Below are 15,516 nucleotides of genomic sequence, written 5' to 3'. Positions count from 1 at the left end.
GCTAATGTTTGTAGATACACATGTTCATCTAAACGCAGACCAATATGACAACGATGTAGATGAGGTAATCCATCGCGCCCTAGAAGTCGGTGTTGAAAGGATGATTGTGGTCGGATTTGACCGCAAGACGATTACGAAGGCGATGGAACTGATAGAAAAGCATTCATTCATCTATGCGGTAGTCGGCTGGCACCCAGTAGACGCAATTGATTGTACCGAAGAAGACTTGGTATGGATTGAATCGCTCGCAGCGCACCCGAAGGTTGTTGGTATCGGGGAAACAGGTCTAGACTATCATTGGGATAAATCACCGAAGGATGTACAACAACAATTATTCAGAAAACAGATACGACTTGCACAAAAAGTTGAACTTCCTATTATTATTCATAACCGAGATGCAACAGCAGATGTTGTTCGTATTTTGAAAGAGGAAGAAGCGGATATCACCGGAGGAATCATGCACTGTTTCGGAGGGAGTGTCGAAACGGCTAAAGAATGCATCGACATGAACTTCATGATTTCACTTGGAGGACCGGTAACGTTCAAAAATGCGAAAATGCCGAAAGAAGTTGCTACTGAAATTCCGCTCCAGTATTTATTGATTGAAACGGATGCACCTTACCTTGCTCCCCATCCCTATCGCGGAAAGCGGAATGAACCGGCTTGGGTGACGTTTGTGGCTGAAGAAATTGCTAATCTGAAGGGTATTTCGATTGAAGAAGTTGCAAATAAAACGACCGCAAATGCCTTAAAAATATTTAATATCACATGAATAAATAGTTGGATATTTTCCCATACTTTAACACACGGGAGCTTCCTAAATTTACAATATACCAGAATCAAAGGGGTTGACAGGTCATAAAGTACCCCTTATAATTTGCCGAGTGATGAAGGAGGAGTTTTTTCATGTCAAATAGAACTATGGGAAATCTGTTCTTTAAATCATTGAGGAGTAAACAAATAGTAGTTACCGTCGTTTCACTTACGCTGTTTGTTACGATTATTTCACTAGTCCTTTTCGAGGGGACGAAGACATCTGTCACGTTGGACGTGAACGGTGAAGAACTTAACATCAAGACGCACGCACATACAGTTGGTAAACTTCTTTCCGAACAGGAAATCGAAGTTGCTAAGCATGATTTAGTAACACCCTCAGTGAATACATCTATCGAAGACGGTCTATCGATTAGGTGGGAACAATCGAAACAAGTTGCCATAAATGTCGACAAGGAAACCACGTCCGTTTGGACGACAGATAGCAAGGTGGAGCATGTGTTGGCTGAAGCAGGCATTACAATAACTGAGCATGACGAAGTGAGCCCAGCGCTGCATGAGCAACTTGGGGAAGGTGATGGCATTACCGTTCAAAAAGCGTTCGAAGTAACGTTGGATGACGGTGGGAAAGAGAAGAAGGTCTGGTCCACTTCGACTACGGTCGCTGGCCTTTTAAAGAGAGAAAACATTCAGTTGAATGAAGACGACCGGCTAGAAGGGCATACTGAAGAACTTGTGATGCCTAATTCTGTCTTGAAGGTCGTACGAGTGGAAAAAGTCACCGATGTAGTGGAAAAGCCGGCGAACTTCGAAGTTGAAACACGCGACGATCCAAAGTTGCTTAAGGGCCGTGAAAAGGTTGTTCAGCAAGGGAAGAAAGGAACGATTTCACGGAAGTTTGAAGTTGTAAAAGAAAATGGTAAGGAAGTTTCTCGTGAATTAGTGGAAGAAAAAACAATTACAAAAGCAGAAAATAAAATTGTTGCTGTTGGCTCGAAAGTAGTTATCGCGAGTGTTCCAAAAGCCAATTCTTCTAGAGTTGCTGTTTCTCGAAGTACCTCAGCTGCACCAGAGGGTGGTAAGGAGTTTTATGTAACGGCTACTGCTTATACACCTTACTGTAACGGCTGTTCAGGTACTACTGCTGCAGGTATTGATATCCGTTCAAATCCTAATATTAAAGTCATTGCGGTTGACCCGAGAGTCATTCCGCTTGGAACAAAAGTATGGGTTGAAGGTTATGGTTATGCAATAGCTGGAGATACAGGTGGTGCCATCAAAGGGATGAAGATTGATTTACTTTATCCAACGAAAGAGGCCGCCTACAAATTTGGTAGGCGTCAAGTTAAAATGAAAGTAATCGATTGATTAATAATCCGTAGGACTGTAACTAGTCCTACGGATTATTTTTTAATTCCGAATTAACGGGCAGGCTGACTAAAGTAGCCGTGATAGAAGAGGGTAGTCTAAATGCGCGACTTCGTGTGCGAGGTTTGTATGACTAGCTTCTTCCTGCCAGTGTGTTAGCAACGTAAGTATTAAGTACGTCATGGTACGTCAGAACATCCCTACTTCAAGGCTTAAGGAAGTATCAAGAAGCGTAAGTATGGGATTAACTGTCTGTAAAGTCTGAGATAAGTCACATAGATGAAGCTACATCGTATAGCTTCGTCTATGTGACTTATCTCCTGCGAGCCTCGGGCCATCAGAAAATTTCACTTTACATGAGTGTGTATAATGCCTGCCTCTCTGTACAACTAGGGATTTGCGGGGTAGAATTAGGGAAAGAACGGAATGGGAAAGAGGATTTTTGTGAATATTAAAGAGATTATCGTGGTTGAAGGAAAATCTGACACTGTCGCCGTCAAACGAGCGACAGGGGCAGATACAATTGAAACGAACGGTTCTGCAATTGATGAGAAAACGCTCGTGCGTATACGCCATGCACAGGAAACGCGGGGTGTCATCGTGTTTACTGATCCAGATTTTCCGGGTAGGAGAATACGTGCCATCATCGAAGAACAAGTTATAGGTGTGAAGCATGCATTCTTGAAGAAGGCACAGACGATTGCGAAAAACGGTCAGGGATTAGGGATTGAGCATGCGAAGGATGATGACATCCGAATGGCGCTTCGTTCGGTTTATACAGTGGATTCCCTTCCTGTAATCGATATCCCTTTTGCTGACTTGATGGCGGCGAAGCTTATCGGTCATCCCGATGCTAAAAGACGGCGGGAGCGTTTGAGCGAATTGCTACAAATTGGACCAGTCAATGGAAAAGGATTAAAGAAACGGCTCGAAATGTTTCGGATTGGACAAGATCGATTAGTAGAAGTATTAACTGTTCTTGATAAGGAGGAAAAAAATGAATAAGGATATCGCGACTCCGGTTAGGACAAAAGAAATTCTAAAGAAATACGGTTTTGCATTTAAGAAAAGTTTAGGCCAAAATTTCTTGATTGACCCAAATATTTTACGTAATATCGTATCACATGCAGGTTTATCTGAGAAAACGGGTGTCATTGAAATTGGACCGGGCATTGGTGCTTTGACTGAGCATATTGCAAGAAGTGCGGGAAAGGTCGTCGCTTTTGAAATTGATGGTCGACTCCTCCCTGTATTAGAAGATACACTGTCACCTTACGACAATGTAACAATCATTCATCAGGACATACTTGAAACTAATCTTGCGATAGTAATGACAGAACACTTTGCGGATTATGAGGATGTTGTTGTCGTCGCGAATCTCCCTTATTACGTGACCACGCCAATCATTATGAAGTTTTTGCTTGGAAAAGTTCCGGTGTCCGGCATGGTAATCATGATGCAAAAAGAAGTGGCGGATCGTATTACAGCTCTTCCTGGAACGAAAGCATACGGCTCCTTGTCCATCGCGATTCAATATTATATGGATGCGGAAGTGGCGATGATTGTACCGAAGACGGTATTCATGCCGCAACCGAACGTCGAGTCGGCGGTTCTACATTTGACTAGAAAAGAAACTGCTCCAGCGCAAGTGATTGATGAGGACTTCTTGTTTGAGGTTTCTAGGGGATCGTTTGTCCAACGCAGGAAAACTATCTTAAATAATTTGCAGTCATCCTTACCGGACGGTAAGGCGAAAAAGGAACTAATACTAAATGCGTTTGAACGAATCGGCATGGACCCAGGAAGACGTGGGGAAACGCTGACGATAGAAGAATTCGCAAAACTGTCGAATGCGTTGTATGATGATTTTTTTGTGCCAAAAAAGAAACGACAAAATTAGTACGTTTTTTGGTGTTCGATGTTTTTTTTTTGAAAAAAAGATTGACAAGAACGATGAAGTATTGTTAAAATGAAAAATTTAATTGACAGAACTTTTTAAAAGTGTTATGCTTATAATTAGTGAGGTGTAAGCAATATGCCAAAAACATTAGCGGACATTAAGAAATCATTGGATTCTCACCTGGGCAAACGTTTGCATTTAAAGGCAAACGGAGGTCGGAAGAAAACAATCGAAAGAGCTGGAGTACTGCGTGAAACGTATCGAGCGGTATTTGTAGTTGAACTTGATCAAGACGAAAATGCGTTTGAAAGAGTATCTTACAGCTATGCGGATATTTTGACCGAAGCGGTTGAAATAACCATTCTTGAAGGGTCAAATCCTATTGCGCTTATTATTAAATAATTAAAAAACTATAATTGAGTTAATTTCAAAAATTTCCCACCTATAGTAATCATTCTAAAATAGAATGGTTACTATAGGTGTTTTTTTTTCTATTTGGTTCATACTACGTTTGTCAGCTGAAAAGGAGGAAAACCGAATGGCGAAAAAGTCTGTAATGTCTGAGCAACTAAAAGAAGAAATTGCGAAGGAACTTGGATTTTACGATGTTGTAGAGCGAGAAGGTTGGGGCGGCATTAAGGCACGTGACGCAGGGAATATGGTGAAGCGTGCAATCGAAATGGCGGAACGAGGTCTAACGGACGGTAAACGACCGCAATAAGACTCCCAGAATCCAATAAGGGCTGACGCGAAAAAGAGTTGTATCCAACGGTCATCAAGACGTCGGATACAACTCTTTTTCACGTCAATTGGCACATTCATATATGATTTCAAATTTCTTAATAAGGTTCCGTGTAATTTCACCGCGCAAATAATTCCCCTATGGTAAAATAGGGGGACAATGACACGCTGAAATGGAGGGAGCCGGATGTTATATGAGAAAGCGTCAGCAAAAATCAATTTGACACTCGATGTATTACATAGGCGGCCGGATGGTTTTCATGAAGTGGAAATGATCATGACGATGGTCGATTTGGCAGATCGAATCTGGCTACGGGCAACTGATGATGGACGGATTACAATCAGGACGTCTGAACAATACGTGCCGAGTGACAGAAGGAACCTGGCGTATCAGGCAGCTGAAATTCTTCAAAGTCGATACGCTATTAGTAAAGGAGTAGAAATCACGCTTGAAAAAAGCATTCCAGTGGCTGCCGGGCTTGCGGGAGGTAGTTCTGATGCAGCTGCAACGTTAAGGGGCTTGAATAGGTTATGGAAGTTAGGCTTGGGAGCAGTTGAGCTTGCCGCGCTCGGGTCGCAGATTGGTTCAGATGTTGCTTTCTGCGTCCATGGTGGAACGGCGCTTGCTACTGGACGGGGTGAGATAATCGAAAGCCTGCCTGCACCCCCGAATTGTTGGGTCATTCTTGCAAAGCCTGCTATTTCGGTGTCGACGTCTGATATTTATAGTAACCTTGACCTCTCCGTGATGAACCATCCGAACACGACTGGCATGATTGAAGCCTTGAGAAAGAGCGATTACAATAAAATATGCAAGACGGTCGGAAACGTCCTTGAACCCGTCACGATGAACTTGTATCCGCAAGTGGTCATGTTGAAAGAACAGATGAAAAAATTTGGTGCAGATGCAGTTTTGATGAGTGGCAGTGGTCCTACTGTTTTCGGACTCGTCAAACATGAGTCGAGAGTGCCCCGAATTTATAATGGATTAAAGGGTTTCTGCCCGGAGGTTTATGCGGTTAGAATGATGGGTGAACGGTATACTCTTGATTAAACACGTACGATTGTGTTAATCTACGAATAAAACATTCGTGTTCAGGGAGTTGCTACCATGAAGTGGAAAAGAAGCGAGCGACTTGTCGACATGACCCGTCACTTATTGGAAAATCCGCATGAGCTTATTCCACTGACCTTCTTTTCTGAACGTTTTAAAGCGGCAAAATCCTCAATCAGTGAAGATTTGTCGATTGTGAAAGAAACGTTTGAGGAAAAAGGTGCAGGGAGGTTAGTGACGGTATCCGGTGCTGCCGGAGGAGTGAAGTTCATTCCGAAAACGGAGGAAGCGGATGTCCGTGAAGTAATGGCCCTTCTGAGGGATAAGCTTGGTCATTCGGATCGGTTGCTGCCAGGTGGATACTTGTTCATGACGGATCTCTTAGGAAATCCACGTATTATGGACCGTGTTGGTAAAGTATTTGCGTCGGCATTCGCAGAAAAGGATATTGATGTCATTATGACAGTTGCGACGAAAGGGATTCCAATAGCGCATGCAATCGCACGCCATCTAAATGTTCCTGTTGTAGTCGTGCGTCGTGATAGTAAGGTAACGGAAGGGTCAACGGTCAGCATCAACTATGTGTCTGGCTCTACTAAGCGGATCCAGACAATGGTTCTGTCAAAAAGAAGTATGAAGAGTGGTCAGAAAGTACTCATCACAGATGATTTTATGAAGGCAGGCGGTACGATGGTGGGGATGAAGAACCTTTTGGAGGAATTCGGTTGTGAGCTTGCAGGAATTGCTGTTCTTGTAGAAGCGGATCATCCGGAAGAAGTGCTCGTCGAAAATTATTTATCTCTCATCAAGCTTCACGCAGTAAATGAAAAGAAACAAACAGTTCAATTAGAAGAAGGAAATTACTTTTCGGAAGGTGGAAAATGATATGAACTATGTAGCGACAGAAAAAGCACCAAAGGCAATCGGTCCTTATGCGCAAGCAGTTTGTGTGAATGGTTTCATCTTTACATCTGGTCAAATTCCGCTGACGCCAGAAGGATTACTCGTCGAGGGGACAATTGAGGAGCAGACACATCAAGTATTTGCAAACTTGAAAGCGGTACTCGAAGAAGCGGGATCATCTTTGGGTAAAGTTGTGAAAGCTACTGTATTCATTAATGATATGAATGAATTCGTTGCTGTAAATGATGTATATGCACAACATTTCGGAACACATACACCTGCAAGGTCAACTGTTGAGGTTGCAAGATTACCTAAAGATGTGAAAATTGAAATTGAAGTCATCGCTTTAGTGGGCGAATGACCTGTTCCCGCCCGGTTAACTGGAGCGGGTTTTTATTAATCTGGAAATCGGAATTTCCAAATGTTTAAATAATTTAGTTTAAAAAAAGGGGAATCCTTTCTTTTGTGGAATATAAACGTCATGCGTTGTAAAGACAAAAGGAGTGGTGATATATGGAAGTGACAGATGTAAGATTAAGAAAGGTGGAGACGGATGGAAGAATGAGGGCAATCGCTTCGATTACGATTGACGATGAATTTGTTGTTCATGATATCCGTGTCATTGATGGGAACGAGGGATTATTCGTAGCGATGCCAAGCAAACGGACGCCTGACGGGGAATTTCGGGATGTTGCACACCCGATTAATACAAGTGCTCGTCTGAAAATCCAGGATGCAGTTCTAGCGTCATACTTTCTAGCGGCAGAGAAAGAGGTATTTGAAGAAGCAGGTGCATGAGAAATATGTTTTCTCGTAAAATAATCTAAGCTGCCTGTTTCATAGTAGGCAGTCTTTCTTTTATCTAGAAAAGAAAAAGTATAATACTAAAAGATTGTAATCTACTTGTCAAGAGGGAGAGGTTGAAAAATAGATGGTTTTCCGCTATAGTCAATATTGAAAACATTATAGAGGGATTTAGTTTCAACTCTCATTGATGGGGGCCAGAAAATGACGAATACATATGCTGTTGTCCTCGCTGCAGGACAAGGTACACGGATGAAGTCCGATTTATATAAAGTGCTCCATCCCGTCTGCGGAATACCGATGGTTGAACACGTAATTAACCATATACGCGGTCTTGGCGCTAATCGAATAGTCACGATTGTCGGTCACGGTGCAGAAACGGTCGAAGAGACGCTTGGAGGCAAGAGTGAATATGTGCTCCAGCAACAGCAATTAGGTACAGCGCATGCTGTCCAACAGGCTGAGAGTTTGATTGGTGATCTTGGTGGCACGACAATTGTTGTATGCGGAGATACGCCGCTCATACGCTCAGAGACGATGGCAGCGCTGATTGCACATCATAATGGAACAGGCGCTAAAGCGACGATTTTGACAGCCATTGCAGATGACCCAACAGGATATGGACGCATTATCCGTGGGGAAAACAATCAAGTGCTGCGGAACGTAGAGCAGAAAGATGCAACTACAGAAGAGCAGAAGGTAACTGAAATTAATACAGGAACGTATTGTTTTGATAACCGAACTCTTTTTGAAACGTTAAAAAAAGTGGGAAACGACAATGCACAAGGTGAGTATTATCTTCCAGATGTCGTGGGCATTCTACAAGCAAAAGGTGCGCTCGTTACAGCGTATGTGACGGACGACCTCAGTGAAACGATGGGTGTTAATGATCGCGTTGTCTTGAGTGAAGTGGAGCGCGTTATGCGTCGTCGTATTGCTGAAAAACATATGCGGAATGGCGTGACAATCATTAATCCTGAGAATACGTATATCAGTGCAACTGCCGAAATTGGTCGTGATACAGTTCTTCAACCAGGCACGATGATTGAAGGGGACACAGTGATTGGTGACAAATGTACAATTGGTCCTAATAGCCAGATTGTAAATAGTATGATAGGCGATGGTACGACAATCCATTCGTCAGTTGTATTGACCAGTAGAATCGGGTCAGCTACGACAGTAGGGCCGTTCGCTCACATCCGTCCAGATTCCAATCTTGGAGACCATGTGAAAATAGGGAATTTTGTTGAAGTGAAAAAGTCATTACTAGGCGAAGGAAGTAAAGTCTCGCATTTGAGCTATATTGGAGATGCGGACATTGGTGCAAACGTCAATGTGGGTTGTGGCGCGATTACAGTAAATTTTGACGGTAAGAATAAATATCAGACGACAATTGAAGATAATGTTTTTATCGGCTGCAATTCAAATCTGGTAGCACCGGTTCATGTTGGAAAAGGTGCATATGTAGCGGCCGGATCGACCATTACGAAAAATGTCCCAGAAAGTTCACTTGCAATTGCGCGCGCACGCCAAGAGAATAAAGAAGATTATGTACAAAAATTAAATCTCAACTAAACAGGGGGACCATGATGGCTAATCATTATCCAAACGATAAACTGAAGATATTCTCTTTGAATTCCAACGAACTACTTGCAAAGGAAGTGGCGGAAGAAATCGGACGCCCACTTGGCAAATGCTCCGTCAAACGATTCAGTGATGGAGAAGTCCAAATCAATATCGAAGAAAGTATCCGCGGTTGCGATGTGTTTGTTATCCAGTCGACATCGAACCCTGTCAACGATAATTTGATGGAACTTCTTATTATGATTGATGCATTGAAGCGTGCATCTGCACGTACAATCAATGTCGTTATGCCTTATTACGGTTATGCGCGCCAAGACAGAAAAGCACGTTCACGTGAACCAATTACAGCTAAACTTGTTGCGAATCTACTTGAGACAGCTGGAACACATCGCGTAATCGCAATCGATTTACATGCGCCACAAATTCAAGGTTTTTTTGATATTCCAATCGATCATCTTGTCGCAGAACCGATTCTTACGGAATATTTCAAAGGAAAAGGCCTTGACAGTGATGAACTCGTTATCGTATCTCCTGATCATGGCGGTGTAACACGTGCTCGTAAGATGGCCGACCGCATGAAGGCACCTATTGCCATCATCGATAAGCGTCGACCGCGTCCAAACGTTGCAGAAGTGATGAATATTGTCGGGAACGTCGATGGAAAAACAGCGATTCTAATTGATGATATTATCGACACAGCAGGTACGATTACAATCGCAGCAAACGCCTTAATCGCCAGTGGCGCAAAAGAAGTGTATGCTTGTTGTACACACCCCGTGTTGTCTGGTCCGGCTATCGAGCGGATTAATAACTCGAAAATCAAAGAATTGGTCATTACAAACTCAATCGAATTTTCGGAAACGAAACAGTCTCCGAAGATTGTCCAATTATCAATCGCTAAACTTCTTGGCGATGCGATTGTCCGCGTATTTGAGGAGAAATCCGTCAGCACGCTGTTTGATTGATAGGATTTAGTTTGATTGATAGCAATGTTTCATGTCGTCTGCCATTGGGTATTTATGAGTTAGAATAACTTTTTCAAAAGAAAGGTGACTAAACAAAATGAGTACAACAATTCAGTCTGAAGTGAGAAAATCAGCGAAACAATCAACATTAACAAAACTAAGGAAAGACGGCATCGTTCCTGCTGTAGTCTATGGCTACAAAACAGAATCGAAGTCAATTTCGGTAAAAGAACGTGATTTGTTAAATACATTGCGTGAAACAGGACGTAACGGGGTTATGAGGTTACATGTCGAGGGTAAGGATATTAACGTTGTCCTCGGTGATTATCAGTCCGACGTACTAAAAGGGACAATCCATCATGCAGACTTCCATGCTATCGATATGACGGAAGAGCTTGAAGTGGATGTAATGGTAAATCTTATGGGTACTTCTATCGGTGAAAAAGAGGGCGGCGTTCTTCAGCAGCCAAACCGTGAAGTAACTATCAAAGTGAAACCTTCGGATATTCCTGAGACATTCGATATCGATATCTCGGGATTACAAATCGGTGAAACGATTACAGTTGCTGATATCCGTGGTAAATCTAAGTATGAGATTTTAAACGAGGATGATCATGGACTTGTTTTAATCTCCGCACCACGTACTGAAGAAGATCTCGATGCACTTGAAAGCGATGCAATTGGATCAGATGCAGAGCCGGCAGTGATTGGCGAGAAGCAAGAAGAAAAGTAATAGGTATAGCGGCGTACGGGTTTCCGTGCGCTTATTTTCTATTTAACAACCTATCTTGAAAGAGGCAGTTCAAAAAGTCCGAGAAAAATAGCTCGCGAATTACGTTGTCAGCTTGCTCCTCCGCTCTTCACGTATTAAAGAGCATACGCTCTGATACTTGGTGGCTGTACTTCACGGCTCTTTTTGTCCTCCTTTTTGAACTCATAAAAAAAGGAAGATAAAAATCGATGAAAATGATAATTGGACTCGGAAATCCGGGTAAACAATATGAAAAGACACGTCACAATGTAGGTTTTCACGTTATTGATGAACTTTGCAACCGTCTTTCTGCACCTGCCATGCAATCGAAATTTAATGGCATGTATACGGTCGTTCATCGTCCTGAAGGGAAAGTCATGCTTGTTAAGCCCCTCACCTATATGAACCTATCAGGAGAATGTATTCGTCCACTGATGGATTATTACGGGGTGGATGTAGGAGATATCGTTGTTATTTATGATGACCTTGATCTTGCGCCTGGATCAATCCGTCTACGTCAAAAAGGTAGCGCGGGTGGACATAATGGCATGAAGTCGCTAATTGCGCATCTCGAAACGGATAATTTTAATAGAATCCGAATTGGTGTTGGCCGTCCAACAGGTGGCATGAAAGTACCCGATTATGTTCTATCGTCCTTTAGTAAAGACGAAGTGCCAGTGATCAACGAAGTGGTGAAAAAAAGTGCTTCAGCTTGTGAAACATGGCTGGGTAAACCTTTTCTTGATGTTATGAATAACTTTAACGGTGTGTAAGGAATAACGAATCCATCTCTCGCCTATACTTGGATTAAAAGGGGCGAGTAATCAGATGGCGATTCGTTATACATGCCGGCATTGTGAAACTGAAATTGGCACACTTCCATTTGAGTCAGCGAAGGAAACCGTCCTTCAACTACAAAAGATGGACGAAGGGAAAGAGGAACGATTTTTAACATACGACAGGGACGGGGCATTAATGGTACGATGCATATGCGAGCAGTGTGAACAATCGTTACGAAGCTTTCCGGATTACTATACACTTAACAAATGGCTACAATAAAATGTATGCTTTGGCGCGTATCATAGGCGTCCAAAGCTTTTTCTGTTTTTCCATATAAGAAATGAGAGGATGCGTACCATTGGAAGCATTAATCGATTTATTTTTAAAAGAGAATGAGATTGGCAACCTAGTAGAAGAGTTGGAGGAAGGGAAGGACCGTCAGTTTATCGCAGGGCTGTCTGGGGGGGCAAAGGCGGTATTTTTCAAAGCACTTCACCGATCGATTGAACAGCCCATTCTGATTGTTTCTCCCAATCTATTGCAAGCACAGCGTACATACGAAGATCTTGTCAAAATGCTTGGTGACTCACTCGTACATCTTTATCCTGCAGAAGAACTTATTGCGGCTGACTTCTCCATTTCGAGTTATGAACTTCGTGCGCAGCGAATCGATACACTTGATCATATGGCTCGTATTGGGAAAGGGATCTATATTACGCCGATTGCGGGGATGAAAAAATTATTACCAACGAAAGACCGCTGGTTGGCTAGTGTCTTATTCGCTAAAATCGGTGGTGTGATTGATATTACGGACTGGCTCGGCAAGCTTGTTTCAATGGGTTATACGAGACAGCCGATGGTCACTGCACCAGGTGAATTTGCGCTCCGAGGCGGTATTTTGGACTTATATCCACTGAACATGGAAGATCCTGTCAGGATTGAACTATTCGATACAGACGTCGACTCGATCCGTACGTTCTCCGCAGAAGATCAACGCTCAACCGGTAAGTTGGAAGAAGTAACAATCCTCCCAGCAGCTGAATTTGTCTGGAAGGCCGAAGATTTGTTAACTGTGGCAGGCAACTTGGAAGGCGCGCTCGGCACTAGTTTGAAGAAACTGAAAGATGCAGAGGCGAAAGAAAAACTCACAATGAATATGACCGGCGATATTCGCTTATTAAAAGATGGAGAAATCCCTAAAAATATGTTGAAGTACGCTTCCTTTGCAGAGAATGCAACGACATCTCTCGGAAGCTATTTTCTAAGTGATGGCATTGTATTATTCGATGAAATCGGCCGGGTTCTTGAAGTGGTAGCAACACTTGACATGGAGGAAGAGGAATGGATGATTGCCCTCCTTGAAGAAGGGAAAATCGTTCATGATGCAAAAATGTCCTATTCTTTCGATGAAATGCATGGCTTGTTGAAACAACGAAAAATTTATTTATCTCTATTCACTCGTTCAGTTCCCGGTATTGTCATGAGAAAGACGATAATTTTTTCATGTAAGCCGATGCAACAGTTCCACGGACAAATGAATTTATTGAAAAACGAAATGGGACGATGGCAGCAAGGTCGTTTTAACGTTTTCATCATCGCGGATGGTAAGGAACGTATGAAAAAAGTGCAAGCGATTCTTCAAGACTATGATATGACCTCTACCTTGACCGGTAAGTCGTCACAAGCAGGGGGAGTTTCAATTATCGACGGCGATCTGTCCGCGGGGTTTGAACTGCCATTTCAGCGTGTTGCAGTCGTAACCGATTCCGAATTGTTTAAAGGCAAACCGAAACGGAAAACGCGTCCACAGAAGATGACGAACGCAGAACGCATCAAAAGCTACTCGGAAATAAAACCGGGGGATTATATCGTTCATGTCCATCATGGAATCGGTAAATTCATTGGCATTACAAATCTAAATTCAGGCGGTATAGATAAAGACCACCTCCATATTGAGTTTCGCGGGGAGGATAGACTGTACGTCACTACTGATAAGATTGACCTGATTCAGAAATATGTCGCATCTGGTGAAAGAGAGCCGAAATTACACAAGCTCGGTAGCGCAGACTGGAAGAAGACGAAAAGTAAAGTAACAGCCGCAGTTAAAGATATAGCGGAAGATCTTATCAAGTTGTATGCCAAACGTGAGGCGGAAAAAGGGCATGCCTTTGCGGAAGACGATGATTTGCAAAGTGCATTTGAAAGTGCCTTTCCTTATGACGAAACAGAAGATCAACTTAGGTCTATTATAGAAGTGAAGCAGGACATGGAAAAAGAGCGTCCAATGGATCGGCTTCTTTGTGGGGATGTTGGCTATGGCAAGACGGAAGTGGCAATTCGTGCGGCATTTAAAGCTGTAGCAGATGGCAAACAAGCGGCTTTCCTTGTGCCGACGACGATTCTCGCACAGCAGCATTATGAGACGATGAAAGAACGTTTCGCCGGTTTCCCAGTTGAGGTTGCGCTGTTGAACCGTTTCCGCACAAAAAAAGAACAGGCAGAGTCATTAAAAGGAATGAAAGCCGGAACAGTCGATATTGTTATTGGTACACACCGTCTTCTTTCAAAAGATGTCGTCTATCACGATCTAGGTCTACTTATTGTTGATGAAGAGCAACGGTTTGGTGTGTCGCATAAAGAAAAGCTTAAACAATTGAAGACGAATGTCGACGTGCTAACACTGACGGCGACGCCGATTCCGCGCACACTTCATATGTCGATGCTTGGTGTCCGAGACTTGTCTGTTATCGAAACGCCTCCGGCAAATCGTTTTCCGGTCCAGACCTATGTTATGGAACATAACCTCGGACTTGTTCGTGAGGCCATTGAACGGGAGATGGGCCGAGGTGGGCAAGTGTTCTACTTGTATAACCGTGTGGAAGACATGATGCGGAGGGTTGATGAAATCAGGCAGCTCGTTCCAGATGCACGTGTCGGATTCGCACATGGGCAAATGGGAGAGTCTGCACTTGAATCGGTCATTTTAAGTTTCATTGAAGGTGAATTTGATGTGCTGGTCACAACGACTATCATCGAAACGGGAATCGATATTCCAAATGTGAATACACTAATCGTTCATGACGCAGATCGGATGGGCTTATCCCAGCTTTACCAGTTACGAGGTCGCGTCGGACGATCAAATCGTGTTGCATATGCTTATTTTCTTTATCAACGTGATAAGGTACTCACAGAAGTGGCAGAAAGTCGCCTGCAAGCGATAAAAGAATTTACAGAACTCGGATCTGGTTTCAAAATCGCCATGCGTGACTTGTCAATCCGTGGAGCGGGCAATCTTCTCGGTTCACAGCAACACGGATTTATCGACTCAGTTGGTTTTGATCTCTATTCGCAAATGTTACAAGAAGCAATCGAAGAGAAACAAACAGGAATCGTAAAAGCTGACATTCCGGATCTGGAAATTTCACTGCCACTCACTGCCTATTTACCGGATACGTATATTCGTGACGGATTCCAAAAGATTCAAATGTATAAACGGGTGAAGGCAATTGAAAGTGAGACGGATTATTCCGAGCTTATTGATGAAATGACAGACCGCTTCGGAGATATGCCGCTCGAAGCAGACCTATTACTACGTATTGCGCGGGTGAAAGCATGGGGACGTCTTGCAGGTGCCGAATCTATTAAAAAACAGGGCCCGCTCATAGAGGTCTGCCTATCGCCAGAGGGAACGGCTAGAACGGACGGTGCAAAACTTGTGTCTGATTCAATGAAATTAGGACGTGCGGTTGGGTTTACTATGGAAGGTGGCCAACTAATCCTGAATGTAGATGAACGTCATACTGGAAAGAAGACAGCGTTCGATGTACTTGAAGAATTAATGCAACTTTTACAAGCATCTGTAAAGGAAACGGTTGTTGATAATTCCGTCTAA

General features: G+C 43.1%; 16 protein-coding genes. All 16 read left to right on the top strand.

Features of this window, described 5'->3' with window-relative positions:
* Nucleotides 1–4: 4 nt before the first annotated feature.
* The 16 genes from H4683_RS16125 (at nucleotide 5) to mfd (ending at nucleotide 15,516) form a co-directional block, all read left to right on the top strand.
* Nucleotides 5–772: a TatD family hydrolase gene (locus H4683_RS16125; RefSeq protein WP_192599861.1), complete on the top strand. Its 768-nt coding sequence runs from the start codon at nucleotides 5–7 to the stop codon at nucleotides 770–772.
* Between the two features lie 134 nt (nucleotides 773–906).
* Nucleotides 907–2,142, top strand: a complete 1,236-nt coding sequence (locus H4683_RS16120; RefSeq protein WP_192599860.1) for a G5 and 3D domain-containing protein — start codon at nucleotides 907–909, stop codon at nucleotides 2,140–2,142.
* 444 nt (nucleotides 2,143–2,586) lie between these two features.
* Complete coding sequence (gene rnmV / locus H4683_RS16115) at nucleotides 2,587–3,147, top strand: ribonuclease M5 (RefSeq protein WP_192599859.1); 561 nt, start codon at nucleotides 2,587–2,589, stop codon at nucleotides 3,145–3,147.
* On the top strand, nucleotides 3,140–4,042 hold the full coding sequence (gene rsmA / locus H4683_RS16110) for a 16S rRNA (adenine(1518)-N(6)/adenine(1519)-N(6))-dimethyltransferase RsmA (RefSeq protein WP_192599858.1): 903 nt from the start codon (nucleotides 3,140–3,142) through the stop codon (nucleotides 4,040–4,042). Before rnmV ends, rsmA begins: the two co-directional genes overlap by 8 nt.
* A 135-nt stretch (nucleotides 4,043–4,177) precedes the next feature.
* Nucleotides 4,178–4,444: a biofilm formation stimulator Veg gene (gene veg / locus H4683_RS16105; RefSeq protein ID WP_192599857.1), complete on the top strand. Its 267-nt coding sequence runs from the start codon at nucleotides 4,178–4,180 to the stop codon at nucleotides 4,442–4,444.
* Nucleotides 4,445–4,580: 136 nt separating this feature from the next.
* Entirely contained in the window at nucleotides 4,581–4,763 is a 183-nt protein-coding gene (locus H4683_RS16100; RefSeq protein ID WP_192599856.1) for a small, acid-soluble spore protein, alpha/beta type, read from the top strand.
* Nucleotides 4,764–4,970: 207 nt separating this feature from the next.
* Entirely contained in the window at nucleotides 4,971–5,837 is an 867-nt protein-coding gene (ispE, locus tag H4683_RS16095) for a 4-(cytidine 5'-diphospho)-2-C-methyl-D-erythritol kinase (protein WP_192599855.1), read from the top strand.
* Between the two features lie 57 nt (nucleotides 5,838–5,894).
* Nucleotides 5,895–6,722 (top strand): pur operon repressor, encoded by an 828-nt coding sequence (gene purR / locus H4683_RS16090; protein WP_192599854.1) that lies wholly within the window; start codon nucleotides 5,895–5,897, stop codon nucleotides 6,720–6,722.
* 1 nt (nucleotide 6,723) lies between these two features.
* Nucleotides 6,724–7,101, top strand: a complete 378-nt coding sequence (locus H4683_RS16085) for a RidA family protein (protein ID WP_192599853.1) — start codon at nucleotides 6,724–6,726, stop codon at nucleotides 7,099–7,101.
* A 152-nt stretch (nucleotides 7,102–7,253) separates the two neighbouring features.
* Complete coding sequence (gene spoVG, locus H4683_RS16080) at nucleotides 7,254–7,538, top strand: septation regulator SpoVG (protein WP_192599852.1); 285 nt, start codon at nucleotides 7,254–7,256, stop codon at nucleotides 7,536–7,538.
* 210 nt (nucleotides 7,539–7,748) lie between these two features.
* Complete coding sequence (gene glmU / locus H4683_RS16075) at nucleotides 7,749–9,119, top strand: bifunctional UDP-N-acetylglucosamine diphosphorylase/glucosamine-1-phosphate N-acetyltransferase GlmU (RefSeq protein WP_192599851.1); 1,371 nt, start codon at nucleotides 7,749–7,751, stop codon at nucleotides 9,117–9,119.
* Nucleotides 9,120–9,133: 14 nt separating this feature from the next.
* Nucleotides 9,134–10,093: a ribose-phosphate diphosphokinase gene (locus H4683_RS16070; RefSeq protein ID WP_192599850.1), complete on the top strand. Its 960-nt coding sequence runs from the start codon at nucleotides 9,134–9,136 to the stop codon at nucleotides 10,091–10,093.
* Nucleotides 10,094–10,190: 97 nt separating this feature from the next.
* Nucleotides 10,191–10,826, top strand: a complete 636-nt coding sequence (locus H4683_RS16065; RefSeq protein ID WP_192599849.1) for a 50S ribosomal protein L25/general stress protein Ctc — start codon at nucleotides 10,191–10,193, stop codon at nucleotides 10,824–10,826.
* Nucleotides 10,827–11,053: 227 nt separating this feature from the next.
* Nucleotides 11,054–11,617 carry an aminoacyl-tRNA hydrolase gene (pth, locus tag H4683_RS16060; RefSeq protein WP_192599848.1) on the top strand — a complete coding sequence of 188 codons (564 nt, stop codon included), beginning with the start codon at nucleotides 11,054–11,056 and terminating at the stop codon, nucleotides 11,615–11,617.
* Nucleotides 11,618–11,672: 55 nt separating this feature from the next.
* Nucleotides 11,673–11,903: an anti-sigma-F factor Fin gene (locus H4683_RS16055; RefSeq protein ID WP_192599847.1), complete on the top strand. Its 231-nt coding sequence runs from the start codon at nucleotides 11,673–11,675 to the stop codon at nucleotides 11,901–11,903.
* A gap of 79 nt (nucleotides 11,904–11,982) precedes the next feature.
* Nucleotides 11,983–15,516: a transcription-repair coupling factor gene (gene mfd, locus H4683_RS16050; RefSeq protein ID WP_225942144.1), complete on the top strand. Its 3,534-nt coding sequence runs from the start codon at nucleotides 11,983–11,985 to the stop codon at nucleotides 15,514–15,516.

Source organism: Sporosarcina limicola (assembly GCF_014873855.1).
Lineage (GTDB): Bacteria > Bacillota > Bacilli > Bacillales_A > Planococcaceae > Sporosarcina > Sporosarcina limicola.
This window is presented reverse-complemented; position numbering and strand designations above follow the sequence as displayed.

Excerpts from the sequence above, each read along its gene's own strand:
- H4683_RS16100 (WP_192599856.1), top strand. The coding sequence starts at position 4,581 with ATGGCGAAAAAGTCTGTAATGTCTGAGCAACTAAAAGAAGAAATTGCG.
- veg (WP_192599857.1), top strand. The coding sequence starts at position 4,178 with ATGCCAAAAACATTAGCGGACATTAAGAAATCATTGGATTCTCACCTG.
- H4683_RS16070 (WP_192599850.1), top strand. The coding sequence starts at position 9,134 with ATGGCTAATCATTATCCAAACGATAAACTGAAGATATTCTCTTTGAAT.
- purR (WP_192599854.1), top strand. The coding sequence starts at position 5,895 with ATGAAGTGGAAAAGAAGCGAGCGACTTGTCGACATGACCCGTCACTTA.
- glmU (WP_192599851.1), top strand. The coding sequence starts at position 7,749 with ATGACGAATACATATGCTGTTGTCCTCGCTGCAGGACAAGGTACACGG.
- rsmA (WP_192599858.1), top strand. The coding sequence starts at position 3,140 with ATGAATAAGGATATCGCGACTCCGGTTAGGACAAAAGAAATTCTAAAG.
- H4683_RS16055 (WP_192599847.1), top strand. The coding sequence starts at position 11,673 with ATGGCGATTCGTTATACATGCCGGCATTGTGAAACTGAAATTGGCACA.
- pth (WP_192599848.1), top strand. The coding sequence starts at position 11,054 with ATGAAAATGATAATTGGACTCGGAAATCCGGGTAAACAATATGAAAAG.
- ispE (WP_192599855.1), top strand. The coding sequence starts at position 4,971 with ATGTTATATGAGAAAGCGTCAGCAAAAATCAATTTGACACTCGATGTA.
- spoVG (WP_192599852.1), top strand. The coding sequence starts at position 7,254 with ATGGAAGTGACAGATGTAAGATTAAGAAAGGTGGAGACGGATGGAAGA.
- H4683_RS16120 (WP_192599860.1), top strand. The coding sequence starts at position 907 with ATGTCAAATAGAACTATGGGAAATCTGTTCTTTAAATCATTGAGGAGT.
- H4683_RS16125 (WP_192599861.1), top strand. The coding sequence starts at position 5 with ATGTTTGTAGATACACATGTTCATCTAAACGCAGACCAATATGACAAC.
- H4683_RS16065 (WP_192599849.1), top strand. The coding sequence starts at position 10,191 with ATGAGTACAACAATTCAGTCTGAAGTGAGAAAATCAGCGAAACAATCA.
- H4683_RS16085 (WP_192599853.1), top strand. The coding sequence starts at position 6,724 with ATGAACTATGTAGCGACAGAAAAAGCACCAAAGGCAATCGGTCCTTAT.